Here is a 15,853-nt window from a genome sequence, read left to right on the forward strand (position 1 = left end):
GCGCTGCGCGCATCGGGCCGCTCGTCGTCGCCGGCGGCCGCGCGATCACGTCGCGCACGCCGCGTGGACTGCCGCTGGGAGGACGACCTGCGCGCGCCACGGCGATCACTTCCCCGGGCGAGCGGGCGCCTCTGGCGCGGCCACCTTCTTCGGCAGGCTGAGCCGGCGAACGGCGCTCGCGTTGGGGAACATCGACTCGTCGAACTCGACCCCGTTGTCGATCTTTGTCGAGTCGATGAAGAACGCGACCCGCGGATCGGCCACGGGCGGACCTGCGTCGGGCTCGCGGCCGCCGCACTGCGCCTCTCCGGGCGGGAGCGGGAACTCGTAGAAGGTCTTCCAGCTGTTGCCCTTCGGGCTGTGGAACAGGGCGGCGCCGACGAGGTGGCTCGCGTCGGGCAGGCGCTCGAACTTCACCTCGACGAGGTCGTTCGGGAAGACCTCGACCTCGTCGACCTTGGCGAGGTCGTCCTCGAGCGTCTCCTTGTCCTTGAGGAGGATCTGGTCGTATGTCGCGTTCTCCATGCGCGCGCTGCTCTTCAGCTGGTAGAGCCGCACGACCACGGGCCGCGGGTTCCCGTTCTCGTTGGGGTTGATGTTGTCGGACGCGTAGATCGAGAGCGTCACGATCTGGACGTCGCACGGCTCGGGGGCCGCGGGCGGCGGCGCGGCGGACGTGCAGCCCGAGAGCGCGGCGGGCAGCGCGGCGCCGAGGGAGGCGGCGAAGGTCGCCGCGGCGATGGCCGCCGCGACCTTCGCCGGGGCCGCCCCGCGGAGGAGCGACGCCGGTCGACGTCGAGGCCCCGGCTGGCGCGCCGAGCCCTCCCCTGCGGGGGAGGGCGAACGGGGCTCCCCGATCCACATCGAACGCTGTAGGAGCTTGGCGAACGGGACCATGCTCCGCCCAATTTATGCGGAGTCTCGCGGCCGGTACAACTTTCGGTGCGCGAGCGGCGTCGATCGGTCTGATTCGGTCCGTTTCAGTCCGTTTCAGTCCGTTTCAGTCCGTTTCAGTCCGAGAACGAGATCGTGAAGTTCTTCTCGGCGTCGACCCCGATCTGGAGCCGCTTGGGGAGCGGCCCCTCCGCCATCTTCTCGAGGACGGCGACCGAGAGCAGCGGCAGGAGCGACGCCCGCAGGATATGGTCGATGTTGCGCGCCCCCGTGTCGACCTCGGTGCAGCGCGCCGCGATCGTCTCGACGAGCGCGTCCGAGTACGACGCCTCGATCCGCTGGCTCTTGCGCAGGCGGTCGACGAGCGCGTCGAGCTTGAGCCGCGTGATCTCCCCGAGCGCGTCGGGCGAGATCGGCAGGTACGGCACCGTCGTCATGCGCGCGAGCAGCGCCGGCTTGAAGTGCGCGGAGAGCGTCGGCTTGATCGACTCGACGATCTCCTTGATGAACTCGCCGTCCGCGTCGAGGCGGCGCGACGGGTCTTCTTCCCGCGCCGCGACCGTCATGTTCGTGATCTTGTCGGTCGCGAGGTTGCTCGTCAGGATGATGACCGTGTTCTTGAAGTCGACGAGCCGCCCCTCGCCGTCGCTCAGCATGCCCTTGTCGAACACCTGGTAGAACAGGTTCATCACGTCGGGGTCGGCCTTCTCGACCTCGTCGAGGAGCACCACCGTGTAGGGCCGCTGGCGCACGGCCTCGGTGAGCATACCGCCCTCGCCGTAGCCGACGTAGCCGGGGGGCGAGCCGATGAGCCGGGAGACGGTGTGCTTCTCCTGGAACTCGGACATGTTGATGACCGTCATCATCCGCTCTCCGCCGAACATGAGGTCGGCGATCCCGAGCGCGGTCTCCGTCTTGCCGACGCCGCTGGGCCCCACGAGCAGGAACACGCCCTGCGGCGTGCTGAGCGGCTTCAGGCCCGCGCGCGCGCTCCGGAGCTCCTTCGAGATGCTCACGATGCCGTGCGTCTGCCCCTTGATCCGCCGGGTCAGCCGGTCCTCCATCTCGAGGAGCGCCTTCACGTCGTCCTGGACCATCTTGCCGACGGGGATGCCCGTCCACGCCGCGACCACGCTCGCGACCATGGCCTCGTCGACGTCCGGCCGGATCAGCGGCACCTCGCCCTGGCTCTGCTTGAGCTCGTCGAGGGCCTTCACCACGTCGCGGCGCGCGGCGTCCCGCTCCTCGTTCGTCTTGGCCTCGTCCATCTTCTTGCGGGCGTCGATGACCCGCTGCGTGCCCGCCGTCTCCTTCGCGTAATCGGCGCGCACCGACTCGAGCTCGGCCTTCGCCTTGGCGAGCTTGTCCTTGAGCTCCGCGACCCGCTCTTGATCGATCTGGACGCCCTTGTCGCGATCCCGCTCGAGCGCCTTGAGCTCGGTCTCGGTGTTCACGATGAGGATCTCGGCGTCCTCGACCGCGGCGGGGCGCTGCTGCAGCGCGACCTTCACGCGGGCCGCGCAGGTGTCGAGCAGGTCGACCGCCTTGTCCGGAAGCTGCCTGCCGGTCAGGTAGCGCGCCGACAGCCGCACGGCCGCGGTCACCGCCTCATCCTGGATGATGACGTTGTGGGCCGCCTCGAACTTCGGCCGGAGCCCCCGGAGCATGACGACGGCCGCCGGCTCGCTCGGCTCGTCGACCTTCACCGGCTGGAAGCGCCGCTCCAGCGCCGCGTCCTTCTCGAAGTATTTCTTGTACTCGCTCCACGTCGTGGCCGCGATCGTCCGGAGCTCGCCGCGGGCGAGCGCCGGCTTGAGCAGGTTGGCCGCGTCGCCGCCGCCTTGCTGGCCGCCCGCGCCGATGAGCGTGTGCGCCTCGTCGATGAAGAGGATGATCGGCTTCGACGACCCCTTCACCTCGGCGATCACCTGCTTCATCCGGTTCTCGAACTCGCCCTTCACGCCGGCCCCTGCCTGGAGCAGCCCCATGTCGAGCCCGAGGATGTCGACGCCCTGCAGGAGCGGCGGCACCTTCGGGTTCTCCGGCGTGCTCTCGACGATGAGCAGCGCGAGCCCCTCGACGAGCGCCGTCTTCCCGACGCCCGCGTCGCCGACGATGATCGGGTTGTTCTTGCGCCGCCTGGCGAGGATATCGATGACCTGCCGGATCTCCCGCTCGCGGCCGAAGATCGGATCGATCTGCCCCGCGCGCGCCTTCCCCGTGTAGTCCACGCAGAACTTCGCCAGCGCCGAGTCGGGCCCGGCGCTCGCCATCCCGGCCGGCAGCTTCCCGGGCGCGCCTGCGCCCGCCGCCGCCGCGGCGGCCTCCGCCTCCTCCTTGGAGCCGGAGACGATCTTGGGGAGGTTGTTCTTGAGATCGTCTTTCGAGATGCCCTCGAGATACGCGCCGATGCTGCTCACCGAGTACCGGGTCGGCTGCTGGACGAGGCGCTGGAAGAGCACGCCGCTCCGGACCCGCTGGTAGCCGTACTCCATGGATCCGACGAGATAGGCGTCCTGCATCCACTCGAGCATCGTCGGCGAGAGCACGGGCCTCCCGGCGTTGCCCTTCCTCAGCTCTTCCAGGCTGCGCTGCAGCGCGGCGCGGAGGTGCGAGGGGTCGAGATCATAGTGGGATACGAGAAACGCGATGTCGGAGTTCGCGTCGTCGAGCAGCGCGAGGAGCAGGTGCTCGAGCGTTACCTCGTAGTGGCGCGCGTTGACACACTGGCCAATCGCCGCCTCGAGGGCAGAGGTGCAGTTCTTGGTGAGTCGCTTGACGATGGCTTTGGTGTCGACGAGCTGCATGCGCGGCATGCTAGCCGAGGCGCGCCCTCGTCCGAAAGCGCCTCGTCAGCCTCGCCCCTTGCGCTTCTTCTCCGCGGGCTCCGGGGCGCGGCCCTCGGCCCCGCTCGCGTCTCCGCGCTCCCGCGCGGCCGGCTTGGCCCCCCCGCGGGTCGCGTCGCCTCGCGGCGCCGGCGCGGCGTCGTGGGCGCTGTCGTCCTTTTCCTGCGCGGCGAGCGGCTCGCCGGCCGCGACGCGGTCCACCATGTCGGGCCGTATCCGCAGCTTGAGCAGGGCGCCGACGCGGAGCTTTTGGTCCGGCTCAATACGGTTATCGCGCGCGACGTCCTCGACGTCTATGACGAACTGCCGCGCCACGCCGATCAGCGTATCGCCGGGCGCGACGCGGTAGAGCATCACCTCGCGCGCGGACCGCGACTGCCCGCGCGCGGCGCGCGTCCGCAGCGGGGCGCGCGAGACGTCGACAGCGTCGTCGTCGGACGAGCCCTCCGCGCCGTCGTCGAGCGAGGACGTGGCCACGGGATCGCGCATCGAGCGTCGCTTGCCGAGCGCAGGCCGGTCGTCGTCGTCCGCGTTCGCCGTCTCGGCCGTCCGCTTCCGCGCGGGCTTCGGGAGCAGCGAGAGCAGGCTCTCGTCGTCCCGGCTCCCCCTCCGCGGCGCGAAGTCGCGTCCGCCGAGCAGATCGACCGGATCGAGGATCGACGCGTCGTCCGTGGAGAGCAGCTCCGTGGAGAGCATCGCGGGCAGGGCGGCCTGCGCTCGAGCGAGCGTGTCCGGCGGGAGCATCACGAGGTAGTCTCCCCGTCCGGGCGGCACGCGGTCCCCCAGGATGTCAGGGTTCAGCTTCCGCAGCGTCGAGGTCCCGATGCCGGCGGCCTTCGCCAGCGTCTTGAGCGGCGTCCCCGGGGACACCGCGATCTCGGCGGCGTCGATCGGCCGGCTCACCGCGACCTCATCGAACCCGAACCGCTCCAGGTTGTTCGCCACGATCGCCGCCGCCCCGATCTTCGGCACGTACGCGGCCGTCTCCGAGGGGATCGCCTCCTGGCGCGCCAGCTCGTTGAAGTCGGACGTCCCGTAGCGATCGATGCGGTCGAGCAGCTGCTCGTAGCCCATGTTGTAGGCCGCGAGCGCGAGGTCCCAGCTGCCGAAGCGCAGGTAGAGATCGCGCAGGTGGTGCGCCGCCGCCTGCGTGGCGAGGCGCGGGTTCTTCCGCTGGTCGAGGTGCCGCGTCTGCTGGAGCCCGTAGACCGCGCCGGTGGCGGGCATGAACTGCCAGAGCCCGACGGCGCCCGCCGGCGATTTCGCCCGCGGGTCGAAGCCGCTCTCGATCATCGACACCCAGATGAGATCCTCCGGAAGCCGTCGTTCCCTGAGCTCGGCCTGGATCATCTCCTGGTAGCGCCCGCTCCGCTTCAGCCACGTCTCGAACATCTGCCGCCCGCGGTCGGTGCGCGTGAAGAAGCGGACGTACTTCAGGGTGCGGCGCGACACGGCGAGCCGGAGGTCCGGCAGCTGCAGCTTCGAGAGCGCCTCGGCGCCGGCCGAGTCGAGGTCGTCCACGTCGTCGGCGTAGCTGCCTTCGGCCGAGAACGCGCGCGGCGGCCTCGAGTAGCTCGGCCGATCGAGCTCGCACGCGGCGCCCTCCCGCGCGTCGCGCCCCGCGGCCTCGCGCAGCCGCCACAGCTCCCGCGACTCGCCCCCCGGCGGCGCTGCCGGGCCGTCGAGCCCGCGCGCCGGCGCCGCGCTCGGCGGCGGCGCCGCGGCGAGCGCCCCGACCGGCGCCGTGGCCCGCGCTGCCCCCAGCTGGTAGGTCGATACCGCCGACTGGACCGACGTGATCGCCGACTGGGGCGCCGCCATCCCGACCCCGTAGCCAAACGCCAGGGCCGAGACCAGGGGAGGGATCTTGTGGACGAGGCTCATTGGTGTGTGGTTCAACGTCGCACCATGTAGGCAAACCGGTCAACAAACCGACCGGCCCGGGCGAGCCGGGCTCGGCGCGCCGCTGGGGGGTCGGCCTCGGCGCCCTCTCGGGCCTCGGCGTGGCCTCTGGGTGGGCTGCACGCAGACTGGCGGGCCGCAGGGTGCGGATGGACGTCAGGCACTCCCGTCCGGCGGAGCGGGTCTGCTAGTCTGCCCCCATGCCGGCGGCGCTCTCGGCCCGCGTGTCCGACACCCAGGCCAACCAAAGCTTCGACGTTTCGTTCGAGCGCTTCCCTGTCCGGATCGGCAGGAATCAGCTGAACGACCTTCACATCGACCGGCCCTACATCTCCCAGTTCCATGCGGCGGTGGACGTCCGCGATCGCCGGATCTTCGTGCGCGACCTCGGCTCCACCAACGGGACGATGTTCGCGGGGCACCGGCTGGCACGCGACACCTCGGTGGACGTGACCGGCCAGCCGGAGATCACGATCGGCCCGATCCAGATCCGGCTCGCCATCATCGAGGCGCCGCTGAAGTCCGAGAGCCCGAACGACGGCACGCTGCTCGGCACGGGCGGAGACAACCTCTCCGCGCTGATCAGCCCGCAGAAACGCGCCGCTCCCGGCGGTGAAGACCCCTACCTGCGTCAGGTGGTCCCGTACCTGGAGGCGTATCGGACCGCGTGGGCCGCGGTCTACCGGATGATCTGGGATCACCTCGCGCGCCTCCCGCCCGATGCGCGCCAGAGCTACTTGCGCCGGCTTGGCGAGGAGCACCCGAGCGTGCTCGCGGAGCGGGATTTTCAGAAGATCTCTCAGTACTACGGCGTGGACTACCGCACGCTCGGCGAGCTGGCCCCCGCGAACGCGGCGTTCGCGGCGCTCTCCGAGCTGGCGGGCGCCCTCGCGCCCGGCGCGAAGCCCCCGGACGATGTCGCGGGCATCGTCAACTTCGCGCGGCGGCTCCGCGACACGATGGAGGTCTTCCTGAAGTGCTTCGTGAGCTTGCGCGACGGCTACCAGGAGTTCGAGGCCGAGGTGCTGGCGCGCGATCGCTCCGCCGAGACGGACAAGGTCGCGAACGCGCAGGACGCGAAGGAGCTCGGCACGGTCCTGCTCACGCCGGTCGGGGGCCCGGACGCCGCGCGGCACCTCCACGAGATCTTCGTGGATGTCATGAGCCACCAGATCGCGCTCCTGAACGGCGTGATGGGGGGCGTGAGGTCGCTGCTCGTCAAGCTCTCCCCGAAGACGCTCGAGGAGAAGCTCGAGCGCGCGGGCAAGAAAGGCGGGCTGTTCTCGAACAAGTACGAGGAGCTCTGGAAGCTCTACGAGCGCCGCCACGGCGACTATTCGGGGGAGGACAAGGAGACTTTTCGGGAAATATTTGGCGAGCAGTTCTCTCGGGCGTACGCTGCGACCGCCGCAGAGGACTATGGGTCGTCCGGCGAGTCGGGAGGCCGGAGCATCGTCCGCTTCCCCGGCTCTGGGAATCCGAACAAACGCTAGCGCCCCAAAACGGCGGGGCTTCGCGCGGCGAGCCGCGCCTTGGGCTCGCCGATCTTCGCCGGAGGCGCGGCCGAACGCGAGGCGCCGTTCATGCGAATCAGGGAGAAAGTCGTAGCAGCAGGTTGTCTGGCCGTCGCCGCGTGCCTCCTCGCCCCGCGCGAGGCGGCCGCGCAGACGACGGTCCAACGCGATAAGAACTGGGCCACGGTCTCGGACGTGAGCCTCGTGCTGGGAAGCTCCGTCGTTTTCCTGATGCCGCGTGTCTATTACAGCGATCCCGAGGCCACGGTCGGCTGGAAGGGGCGCTGGCATTTCTCGGTCATGGCGCCCGCCATGACGATGACCGCGCTGACGCTGCTCGTGGACCTGCCGATCAAGAACGCGCTCGAGTCGACGCGCCCTGGCTGCTCGATCGACGAGACGAACGCGGCGGTGTCCGACTCGGGCTGCGAGTCGTTCGGCGGCCCGTCGACGCACGCGTTCGCCTCCTGGGGCGCGACGGGCGCAGGCACGGGCATCTTCGTGGTCGACACGTTCCGCTACTCGTCTGGCCGCTTCAACGCCGGCGCCTTCATCGGCAATGTGGCCTTCCCCCTCACCGCCTCGGTCGTCACCACCATCGCCCGCGGCGTCGCCCCCGGCGACACGCGGCCGCACGAGAACGCCGGTCAGATCGCGATCGGCGGCGTCACCGGCTTCCTGAGCGGCCTCGCCGTCGGCACCGCCTACGCGATGCTCCAGCGCCCGAACTGCGGCTACGGCAACGCGCTGTTCTGCTGGTAGCCGCCTCTCCGGTACGCCTCCCTCCGCTCGCGGGAGCAGCCAGGGGTCGCGGGGGCCGCCCGCCCCCGCGCCCCCCTGGCCTCGGCCGCCGCTCTTCAGCAGTTTCCGCCCGCCCCTGGTACGAGCGTCGCAGAGCGGCGGTCACCCGCACAGGAGACGGGCCCAGATCGGCGTTTTCGGCGCGCAAGCGCACTCCTGTGCGCTGAGCACCGAAAACGTCGAGGTGGGCCCGTATCCGAAGCGGGCGACCGCCGCTCTAGTCCTGGCCGACGACGCGCTCCCAGAGCGGATCGTTCGACGAGAAGAGCGTATCCCGCTCCACCCGGAGGAATCGCTGGAACTCCACGCGGCGGAGCTCGCGGTCGCTGTCGCGGTTGCCGTCGTCGTGCTTCACGATCTTCACCCGCACCTGCTCGAGCAGCTGAATGCCGTTCGGTTTGTAGGAGACGTCGGTGCGCAGCACGTAGCGGGCGTAGAGCCCGCGCTCGGTGACGGAGGGCACCACCGCCGTCCGCTCCAGGTCGACGGACGCCGCCTCGATCAGCCGTCCCCTTCGCGCAAGGTAGAAGTGCGCTCGTTGTCGGCAGTCGTCGGGATCAGGGCAGTCCTTCGTCTCGGCAACGACGAGGTTGTCGTTGCCGAGGCGCACCGGGGACAGCTTGGTCCCCTTCGCGGGCGCGCGGAAGCTGCCGACCCCGTAGACGTCCGCGCGATCGCCGGCCGCTCGCACGAGCGCGACGAGGCCGCCCTCGTCGCCGTTCTCGAACTTGAGGACGCGCACCCACACGGCGCGAAGCCCCTCCGGCCCGGAGCGGATCTCGACCTCGTCGGGGTCGATCTTGCGGGGCCAGCCGGACTTGGAGATGCCGCCGCGAAGGGTCTCGTTGGCGAACACGTACTGGCCGGTACAGTCGACGTCGGTCGGCCCGATCCCTCGTTCCTCGCTGTAGCCGGGAATGACGACGCTCAGCCACTGGTCTGGGTCGAGGGTGCGGACGGCCGCCTTGCCGCCCGCCCCGCGCTTCGCAGGCGGCAGCTGGGTCGTGCACACGGGGATCGGATTCTGCTTGCGTGTCTGGAGCTCGCCGTGTGGCTGCTCTGGGTACGATCCGCAGCCCGCGAGGGCGGCGGCGAGCCCCAGGCCGACGACGGAGCCGAAGCGAACGATGCTCACGCGCTCTTCGTATCATGCAAGGCGTCGCCAAGGCGAGTTCGCGACCTAACGCCCTGGCCGGCCAACGGCCATGGCCGGCCAACGGCCGTGGCCGGCCAGCCCGCCTCGTTCTCCGTGTCGGCGGTCGCGCGCATGCCAGCATCACGCCGTGGCCCTGCGCATCGTCACGTTCCCCACACGCCCGCAACGCGATGGACACGCCCGCGTCCTCTTATGGAAGCGATGGCTTCGTGACGGAATATTGCGCGCGCTCAGGAACCAAACGCGAACCCAAAGCGAACCGAATGCCAAGAAACCCGCGCTGCTCCCGGACACAAAAGTCTTGACGCTCCCAAAGAGGGAGTTACCTTCTGGACTCCCTGAGAGAGACAGGGGTAGAGATACGATAAGAGTCTTATCTCTGCGTCTCTGAACTCCTAGTCCCGACGGAGCGCACCGTCTGCCAGCGCGCAATGGGGCGTAGACTGAGCCCAGGCGGCGAGTTCTTGAAGGAAGAGGCATTTGATCATGGCGTTGCAAGCTCACCTCGTTTTGAAGGGCGTTACCCAGGGCCCGATCGATGGCTCGGTCACCCAGAAGGGTCGCGAGAAGTCGATCGCTGTCATCGCGGTGCAGCATCAGGTCGTGAGCCCGCGTGACCCGGCGACCGGGCTGCCCAGCGGGAAGCGCCAGCACAAGCCCTTCGTGATCACGAAGGAGCTCGATAAGTCGACCCCCCTTCTCTACAACGCCCTGGTCAACAACGAGAGCATCTCGGAGTGGACCCTCAAGTTCTACACGCCGGGCACCGCGGCATCGAAGAACGTCGGCAAGGAGCAGAACCACTACACGGTCAAGCTCACGAACGCGACGGTCGCGAGCATCGACTTCCACATGGACAACACGCGCGGTGGGGACGGCGCCAAGGATCGGCCGGAGTACGAGCGGGTCTCCTTCACGTACCAGAAGATCGAGTGGTCGTTCGATGACGGCGACGGCGCGCGTCAGGCGGACGACGACTGGGAGACGCCGCAGGGCAGCTGACGCCTAGCTGCTGACGTCTCGTCGCACGGGCGACCTTCGGGTCGCCCGGTTGCGTTTGTCGTCCTGACGTTGGGGCATCAGGGGGTTCCTCAAAATCAGGCATGGCCATCACGCGCAGCAAGCTCAGAATGTTGGCATGCCCCTCAGCGCCTACCTCAGACTCGTCGGCGAAAGACAAGGGGAAATCAGGGGCTCCGTCACCCAGAAGGGGCGAGAAGGTAGCATCCTCGTCACCGAGGTGTTCCACTCGCTGGTAGGGCCGCGCGACCCGGTCACCGGGCGCCCGACGGGCAAGCGGATGCACAAGCCCTTCATCGTCACGAAGGACCTCGATCGGTCCACGCCGCTCCTCCTCAGCATCCTCAGCCACAACGAGGGCATCCCCCGCTGGGAGCTCCAGTTCTACAGGTCGATCGCGATCGGCGTCGAGAAGCCTGTCTTCACGGTCCAGCTCACGAACGCGAACATCTCGAGCATCCAGTTCCACATGCTCAACGTGAGGAACCCGGGGCAATCGCGCCTGCCCGAGCAGGAGGAGGTCGCGTTCACGTACCAGAAGGTCGTCTGGACCTGGAACGACGGGGGTGCCTCCGCGGAGGACGACTGGCTCACCCCGCGCTGAGCGGGCGGGCTTCCGCTCGAGGGGCGAGCTGATCTACGATCCCGCGGTGGCCGGCGCTTCCCTCCTCACCCGAATCGCGCACGCGGCCGACCCGCACTCGACGGAGCGGCACACCTACCGGGATCACGACCTCGAGTCGGCCATCCTGACGCACCTCGGGCACATGCTGAACACCCGCCAGGGGAGCTCGCTGACCTGCCCGGACTACGGCCTCATGGAGGTCTCGGAGGTCCTGCATGAGTTCCCCGAGGCGATCGGCCTGGTGCAGCGCTCGCTCAAGAACTGCATCCAGACCTACGAGCCGCGGCTGAAGAACGTGCAGGTCCGGCACCTGCGCACCGACGCGATCCAGTCGATGGTCCTCGAGTTCGAGATCACCGCGCAGATCCACTTTCCCGACGGCCGGCGGCAGGCGCTCCGGCTCGGCGCTGCAGTGGACCAGAGCGGCAACGTCCGGATGACGTAGCCCCCGCCCGGCGGCCTGGCTCACGGCGGTTGACAGCCTTCGGCCCCGGCGGTCGACTGGCGGTGGCGAGAGGATGTTCAACAAGTACTACCAGGACGAGCTCACCTACCTGAGGGATCTGGGGCGCGAGTTCGCCGCCGCCTACCCCGGGATCGCGCCCATGCTCGCGGAGAAGGGCGGGGACCCCGACGTCGAGCGCCTGCTCGAGGGCGTCGCGTTCCTGACCGGCAAGATCCGCCAGAAGCTCGACGACGAGCTCCCCGAGGTGATCCACTCGGTCGCGTCGCTGCTCTTTCCGCACTACCTCCGCCAGATCCCGGCGACCTCGATCATCGAGTTCACGCCGCTCCCGAACGTGGTGCGCGAGAAGCTCGTCGTCGCTCGGCACGCGGAGGTCGGGTCGGTGCCGGTCGACGGCGTCTCGTGCCGGTTCCGCACGACGCAGGACGTCGAGCTCGTCCCGCTCGCGGTGGAGGACGTGCGCGTCGACACGGGCGCGCAGCTCGCGCAGACGCTCCGCATCGAGCTCCGCCTGACCGGCGGCGCCGCGCTGTCGGGCCTGTCGCTCTCCTCGCTGCGCTTCTACATCCACGGCGAGCGCAGGCTGCAGGACGACCTCCGCCTCTGGGTCGGGGCGCACGTCGACACCGTCGCGCTGGCCGCGGTGGACGCCGCGGGGCGCGACACGACGATCGCGTCGCTCCCGGCGCGCGCCGTGCGGCTCACCGGCTTCTCCGATGAAGAGTCGCTGATCCCGTACCCGAAGACGGTCTACCCGGGGTTCCGGCTCCTGCAGGAGTTCTTCACGCTCCCGCAGAAGTTCGCGTTCTTCGAGGTGACCGGCCTGCAGGCGCTCTCGGCGGAGCGGATCTCCGACCGGTTCGCGATCCTGCTGCAGTTCAGGGACGGGCTCCCGCCAGGGACGCGGATCGGCAAGGAGAACATCCGGCTGTTCTGCTCGCCGGTCGTGAACCTGTTCGAGCACACGAGCGATCCGATCAAGCCCGAGGCCACGAAGCACGAGTACCTCTGCCGCCCGGCGGGCGCGGCGCCCGCGGCCTTCGAGATCCACAGCATCGACAAGGTCGTCGGCATCGCCCGGCGCACGAGCCAGCGCGTCGAGATCCCCTCGTTCTTCAGCTTCCAGCACGAGCTCGATCCCGAGGCCGCCGCGCGGACGATCTTCTACCAGGCGCACCTCCGCCCGGCCGCCATCGGCGACGGCATCGACATGTACCTCTCGTTCGGCTCCCCGCAGGACGCGGGGGCCCTCCCCGAGTTCGACGTGATCAGCATCGAGGCGACGAGCACGAACCGCCGCCTGCCGGCGCAGCTGAAGCTCGGCGATCTCAGGGTGCCGACGGCGACCTCACCCGCGGTGGCGAGCTTCACCAACCTCACCGGCGTCACCGCGCCGCTCCCACCGCCGCTCGGGCGCGAGCTGCAGTGGCGCGTGCTGGCGCACATGGCGATGAGCTACCGCTCGATCACCGAGCTCGAGGTGCTCCGAGCGACGGTCGATCTCTACAACTTTCAGGCGATCGTCGATCGTCAGGCGGCGCGCGCGAACCAGCTCCGCCTGGCCGCGATCAAGGCGATCCGGGTGCGGCCGACGGATCGGCTGTACCGAGGGGCGCCGGTGCGCGGCGTCGCGGTCGACATCGAGCTCGACGAGGGCGGGTTCGTCGGCGAGGGGGAGATGTACCTGTTCGCGAGCATCCTGAACGAGATGCTCGGATCCTACGTCTCGCTGAACTCGTTCACGCAGCTGACGGTCACCGGCACGAATACACGCGTGGTGCACAAATGGGACCCGAAGAGCGGCAGCCTGACGCTGATCTGAAGCCGGCTGCGCCGAGAGGCGCCGCGAGCGCCGACCCCGTCGCGCTGGAGACGCTCCGGCGCTTCGCGGATACCGCGCCGCGCTTCTCGTACTACCGCCTCATCTACCTGCTCGAGCGGCTCTTCCCTGCCGCGCCGCCGGTGGGCCAGCTCGGGCCGGTGCAGGACGAGCGCATCCGGCTGCGCGGCGACCCCTCGCTCATCTTCGCCTCGAGCGACGTGAGCGAGCTCGCGCCGGTCAAGGCCGCCGACGGCGTGGAGCGCGCCCGCGTCTCGACCACGTTCCTCGCCCTGTACGGCTCGGTGTCGCCGCTGCCGGCGTACTTCATCGAGCAGATCGCGCAGGCCGACTACCAGGGCGGCCCGCAGCCGATCCGCGAGCTCCTCGACGTCTTCCACCACCGGCTCCTGTCGCTGCTCTACCGCGCGTGGACGAAGTACCGCCTGCCCGTCACGTACCGCAAGCAGGGCGCCGATCCCTTCTCGCGCCGGATGCTCTGCGCGGTCGGCATCGACGGCTTCCGCGGCTACGAGACGCCGCTCGATCGCTTCTTCTTCCTCCGCTACGCGTCGGTCCTCGCCTCGAAGTCGCGCTCGGCGAGGAACCTGGAGACGGTGCTGTCCGAGATGCTCGGCAACATCGGCGTGAAGATCGAGCAGTTCGTCGGCCACTGGACGAAGATCGAGAAGCCGTTCAGGAACAAGCTCGGCGTGATGAACCACCAGCTGGGCGAGAGCCTGACCCTGGGGCGCTACGTGTTCGACGGCTCCGGCCGCTACAAGGTCGTGCTCGGCCCGGTCGGCTACGACGAGTACCTCTCCTTCTTGCCCGGGGGCCGGCGGCAGGATCTGGTCCGCGGCGTCATCGAGACGTTCACGCCGGGCATCCACGACGTGATGCTCGAGATCCACGTCGACACGGAGGAGGCGCCGCGGTTCCAGCTCGGCTCGCCGCGCGCCGCGACGCTCAAGCGCACCGCGTGGATCGGCGGATCTGCGGCGGAGCGGCTCGTGATCACGATCCCCCTCGACGACAAGCACCTCGCGGGCGGCGACGACGAGGACGACGACGATCGGGGCGAGCCCCCGCCGATGTGACCGAGGCCGCGCGCCGCCGGAACGCGCGGCGGCGCTCGCGCCGTGGGCTCGCCCTGCGCTCAGTAAACGGTGAGGCTCTGCAGCGCGGCCGAGATCTCGTCGGCGTTCGCGTCGACATTCTCGTGGTGCACGATCTGCACGAGCAGGATGCGGCGGGGGCTCCGGAGCAGGATCTCGTGGGCGAAGGCATCCGAGATCGGCTTCGACGGGATCTTCGCCTTGACGAGGTAGCTGCGCCCCTGCGTGTTCGCCGTGGCCACAGGCGCGCGGCCGGAGAGGATCTCGGCGCCCTGCTCCTCGAGGTCCGCCTCGTAGCGCTTGAGCACGTCGGGCCACGGATCCTCGGGGCTGTCGATGCGCTCGTAGATCGAGAACAGGAACTGCCGCGGGGACTGGTACGTGATGAAGCGGCGCTCGGGCGTGTAGTCGGCGCCGCCGACGTTCCAGTCCATCGGGCGGCTCATCCGGACGTCGCCGTTCATGAGGCCCACGCCGATCCGGCGCGGCACCCGGTCCGTCGCCGGCGCGTCGAGCGGCGGGAAGTACACCTCGAAGCTCGAGTCCTTGCTCAGGGAGCCGGCCGCGCCGTGGAGGTAGAAGACGTCGTCCTGCTTGGGGGCGGTCGGGGAGCCGCCGCAGCCGGCGAGCAGCGCGATCGCGGCCACGGCGGCGCAGGCCACGCCCGCGCGCCCCGCTGCTCCGGCGGCGAGCGGATGGCGGGCGCGGAAGGCGGGGAGGTGCGCGAGCGTCGGCATTCCGAGGTGCCTCATCGGGGGGAACTCTAGGCCAGCGAGGGCACGCCAGCCAAATGTTCGCCGAGGAGTTTGCCCTCGGGGTGCCCGGCATTGAATGATTGCCCGGCCCGGGCAGCGCTGCGCCCGCCGATCGAGGCGGCACCCCGTGCCGCGAGAGAGACATGTCCAACGAAAGCAAACCGAGTCGCAAGGGCGAGCCCGCCGGAGCACCGGCGGCGAGCGCGCCGAGCCCCCCCTCCACCCGCACGAGCCAGGGCCACGAGCGTCCGGCGTCTAGCCGCCGCGCGCCCCGGCGCCCCGCGCTCGCGGCAGCCTTCGCGCTTGCGCTGGGGGCCCCGGCGTGCAGCGGCATCGACGCCGGCGTGGAGTACCCGGACGATCTGCCCGCGATCGATCGGTACCTCTTGACTCCCGAGAACGGCCCCGAGGCGCCGCTCGCGCTGGGTGAGTTCAAGATCGGCCCCGAGACGTGCAGCGGCGTCGACACGCACCCGGTCACCCAGAAGCTCTCGCCCGAGGATCTCAGCCGCTTCCTCGCGGCGCAGGGCGCCGGGAGCATCACCCCGAAGCTGGCGAGGTCGAACCTGTACTGGTTCGACTTCCCCGCGCGCGACAAGTCGTTCGTCCGCCTGCGCCTCGCGGTGCTCGAGGACTCCAAGCACGCGACGCAGGATCTCCACGACGCGGTGCTGCAGCACGGGCCAGGCTGGTGGGGCGTCCGTCGCTCGAACCTCGCCGTGCTCGCGCCGAAGGCGAACCTGAGGGAGGCGATGGCGTTCGCCATCAAGTACAAGCTCGTCTGCTGGGGGGTCTTCACGTACGCGGCCAACGACGACGCGTACGTCGTCCCCGGGCCCTACGCCGAGCTGTGAGGGGAGCTGGCGGCGCGCGGGGCGGAGACGCACGCCGCCGGCGCGCCGTCTGCAGACCTCTGCGAAGCTGGCCCACGCTCGGC

The 15,853-nt window shown here is 69.8% G+C and carries 13 protein-coding genes; 8 read left to right on the forward strand and 5 right to left on the reverse strand.

Annotated elements, in window-relative coordinates; translation table 11 throughout:
- Positions 1-105: 105 nt before the first annotated feature.
- The 3 genes from tssJ to WMF11_RS28360 all read right to left on the reverse strand — a co-directional run bounded on the left by tssJ (position 106) and on the right by WMF11_RS28360 (position 5,639).
- A complete protein-coding gene (gene tssJ / locus WMF11_RS28350) occupies positions 106-864 on the reverse strand; it encodes a type VI secretion system lipoprotein TssJ (protein WP_437541421.1) in 759 nt (252 codons plus the stop codon).
- Between the two features lie 146 nt (positions 865-1,010).
- Positions 1,011-3,710, reverse strand: a complete 2,700-nt coding sequence (gene tssH, locus WMF11_RS28355) for a type VI secretion system ATPase TssH (protein WP_437541423.1) — start codon at positions 3,708-3,710, stop codon at positions 1,011-1,013.
- 36 nt (positions 3,711-3,746) lie between these two features.
- Positions 3,747-5,639: a transglycosylase SLT domain-containing protein gene (locus WMF11_RS28360; protein ID WP_437972925.1), complete on the reverse strand. Its 1,893-nt coding sequence runs from the start codon at positions 5,637-5,639 to the stop codon at positions 3,747-3,749.
- Between the two features lie 203 nt (positions 5,640-5,842).
- On the opposite strand from WMF11_RS28360, the gene WMF11_RS28365 reads away from it, so the two are divergent.
- Positions 5,843-7,135: a type VI secretion system-associated FHA domain protein gene (locus WMF11_RS28365; protein WP_437541428.1), complete on the forward strand. Its 1,293-nt coding sequence runs from the start codon at positions 5,843-5,845 to the stop codon at positions 7,133-7,135.
- A 90-nt stretch (positions 7,136-7,225) separates the two neighbouring features.
- On the forward strand, positions 7,226-7,918 hold the full coding sequence (locus WMF11_RS28370) for a hypothetical protein (RefSeq protein ID WP_437541430.1): 693 nt from the start codon (positions 7,226-7,228) through the stop codon (positions 7,916-7,918).
- A gap of 256 nt (positions 7,919-8,174) precedes the next feature.
- Here the strand turns inward: WMF11_RS28370 and WMF11_RS28375 are convergent, their stop codons facing one another.
- Positions 8,175-9,092 carry a hypothetical protein gene (locus WMF11_RS28375; RefSeq protein WP_437541431.1) on the reverse strand — a complete coding sequence of 306 codons (918 nt, stop codon included), beginning with the start codon at positions 9,090-9,092 and terminating at the stop codon, positions 8,175-8,177.
- A gap of 507 nt (positions 9,093-9,599) precedes the next feature.
- Here WMF11_RS28375 and WMF11_RS28380 point away from each other — a divergent pair.
- The 5 genes from WMF11_RS28380 to tssG all read left to right on the forward strand — a co-directional run bounded on the left by WMF11_RS28380 (position 9,600) and on the right by tssG (position 14,143).
- On the forward strand, positions 9,600-10,115 hold the full coding sequence (locus tag WMF11_RS28380) for an Hcp family type VI secretion system effector (protein ID WP_437902404.1): 516 nt from the start codon (positions 9,600-9,602) through the stop codon (positions 10,113-10,115).
- A 136-nt stretch (positions 10,116-10,251) separates the two neighbouring features.
- Entirely contained in the window at positions 10,252-10,737 is a 486-nt protein-coding gene (gene tssD, locus WMF11_RS28385; RefSeq protein ID WP_437972926.1) for a type VI secretion system tube protein TssD, read from the forward strand.
- 46 nt (positions 10,738-10,783) lie between these two features.
- Positions 10,784-11,203, forward strand: a complete 420-nt coding sequence (gene tssE, locus WMF11_RS28390; protein WP_272093900.1) for a type VI secretion system baseplate subunit TssE — start codon at positions 10,784-10,786, stop codon at positions 11,201-11,203.
- 73 nt (positions 11,204-11,276) lie between these two features.
- Entirely contained in the window at positions 11,277-13,046 is a 1,770-nt protein-coding gene (gene tssF, locus WMF11_RS28395) for a type VI secretion system baseplate subunit TssF (protein ID WP_437541438.1), read from the forward strand.
- Positions 13,010-14,143 (forward strand): type VI secretion system baseplate subunit TssG, encoded by a 1,134-nt coding sequence (gene tssG / locus WMF11_RS28400; protein WP_437292886.1) that lies wholly within the window; start codon positions 13,010-13,012, stop codon positions 14,141-14,143. The genes tssF and tssG overlap by 37 nt, the downstream gene beginning before the upstream one ends.
- A gap of 59 nt (positions 14,144-14,202) precedes the next feature.
- Here the strand turns inward: tssG and WMF11_RS28405 are convergent, their stop codons facing one another.
- Positions 14,203-14,913, reverse strand: coding sequence for a hypothetical protein (locus tag WMF11_RS28405; protein ID WP_437902406.1), 711 nt, complete (start codon positions 14,911-14,913; stop codon positions 14,203-14,205).
- A gap of 146 nt (positions 14,914-15,059) precedes the next feature.
- Here WMF11_RS28405 and WMF11_RS28410 point away from each other — a divergent pair, with 146 nt between their 5' ends.
- On the forward strand, positions 15,060-15,770 hold the full coding sequence (locus WMF11_RS28410) for a hypothetical protein (protein WP_437902407.1): 711 nt from the start codon (positions 15,060-15,062) through the stop codon (positions 15,768-15,770).
- Positions 15,771-15,853 lie beyond the last annotated feature (83 nt).

It is taken from the genome of Sorangium sp. So ce295, assembly GCF_051527405.1.
GTDB lineage: Bacteria > Myxococcota_A > Polyangia > Polyangiales > Polyangiaceae > Sorangium > Sorangium cellulosum_B.

Coding starts and splice junctions, on each gene's coding strand:
- WMF11_RS28380 (WP_437902404.1), top strand. CDS start 9,600: ATGGCGTTGCAAGCTCACCTCGTTTTGAAGGGCGTTACCCAGGGCCCG.
- WMF11_RS28405 (WP_437902406.1), bottom strand. CDS start 14,913: ATGAGGCACCTCGGAATGCCGACGCTCGCGCACCTCCCCGCCTTCCGC.
- tssH (WP_437541423.1), bottom strand. CDS start 3,710: ATGCCGCGCATGCAGCTCGTCGACACCAAAGCCATCGTCAAGCGACTC.
- tssD (WP_437972926.1), top strand. CDS start 10,252: ATGCCCCTCAGCGCCTACCTCAGACTCGTCGGCGAAAGACAAGGGGAA.
- WMF11_RS28410 (WP_437902407.1), top strand. CDS start 15,060: ATGTCCAACGAAAGCAAACCGAGTCGCAAGGGCGAGCCCGCCGGAGCA.
- tssF (WP_437541438.1), top strand. CDS start 11,277: ATGTTCAACAAGTACTACCAGGACGAGCTCACCTACCTGAGGGATCTG.
- tssJ (WP_437541421.1), bottom strand. CDS start 864: ATGTGGATCGGGGAGCCCCGTTCGCCCTCCCCCGCAGGGGAGGGCTCG.
- tssG (WP_437292886.1), top strand. CDS start 13,010: ATGGGACCCGAAGAGCGGCAGCCTGACGCTGATCTGAAGCCGGCTGCG.
- WMF11_RS28365 (WP_437541428.1), top strand. CDS start 5,843: ATGCCGGCGGCGCTCTCGGCCCGCGTGTCCGACACCCAGGCCAACCAA.
- WMF11_RS28370 (WP_437541430.1), top strand. CDS start 7,226: ATGCGAATCAGGGAGAAAGTCGTAGCAGCAGGTTGTCTGGCCGTCGCC.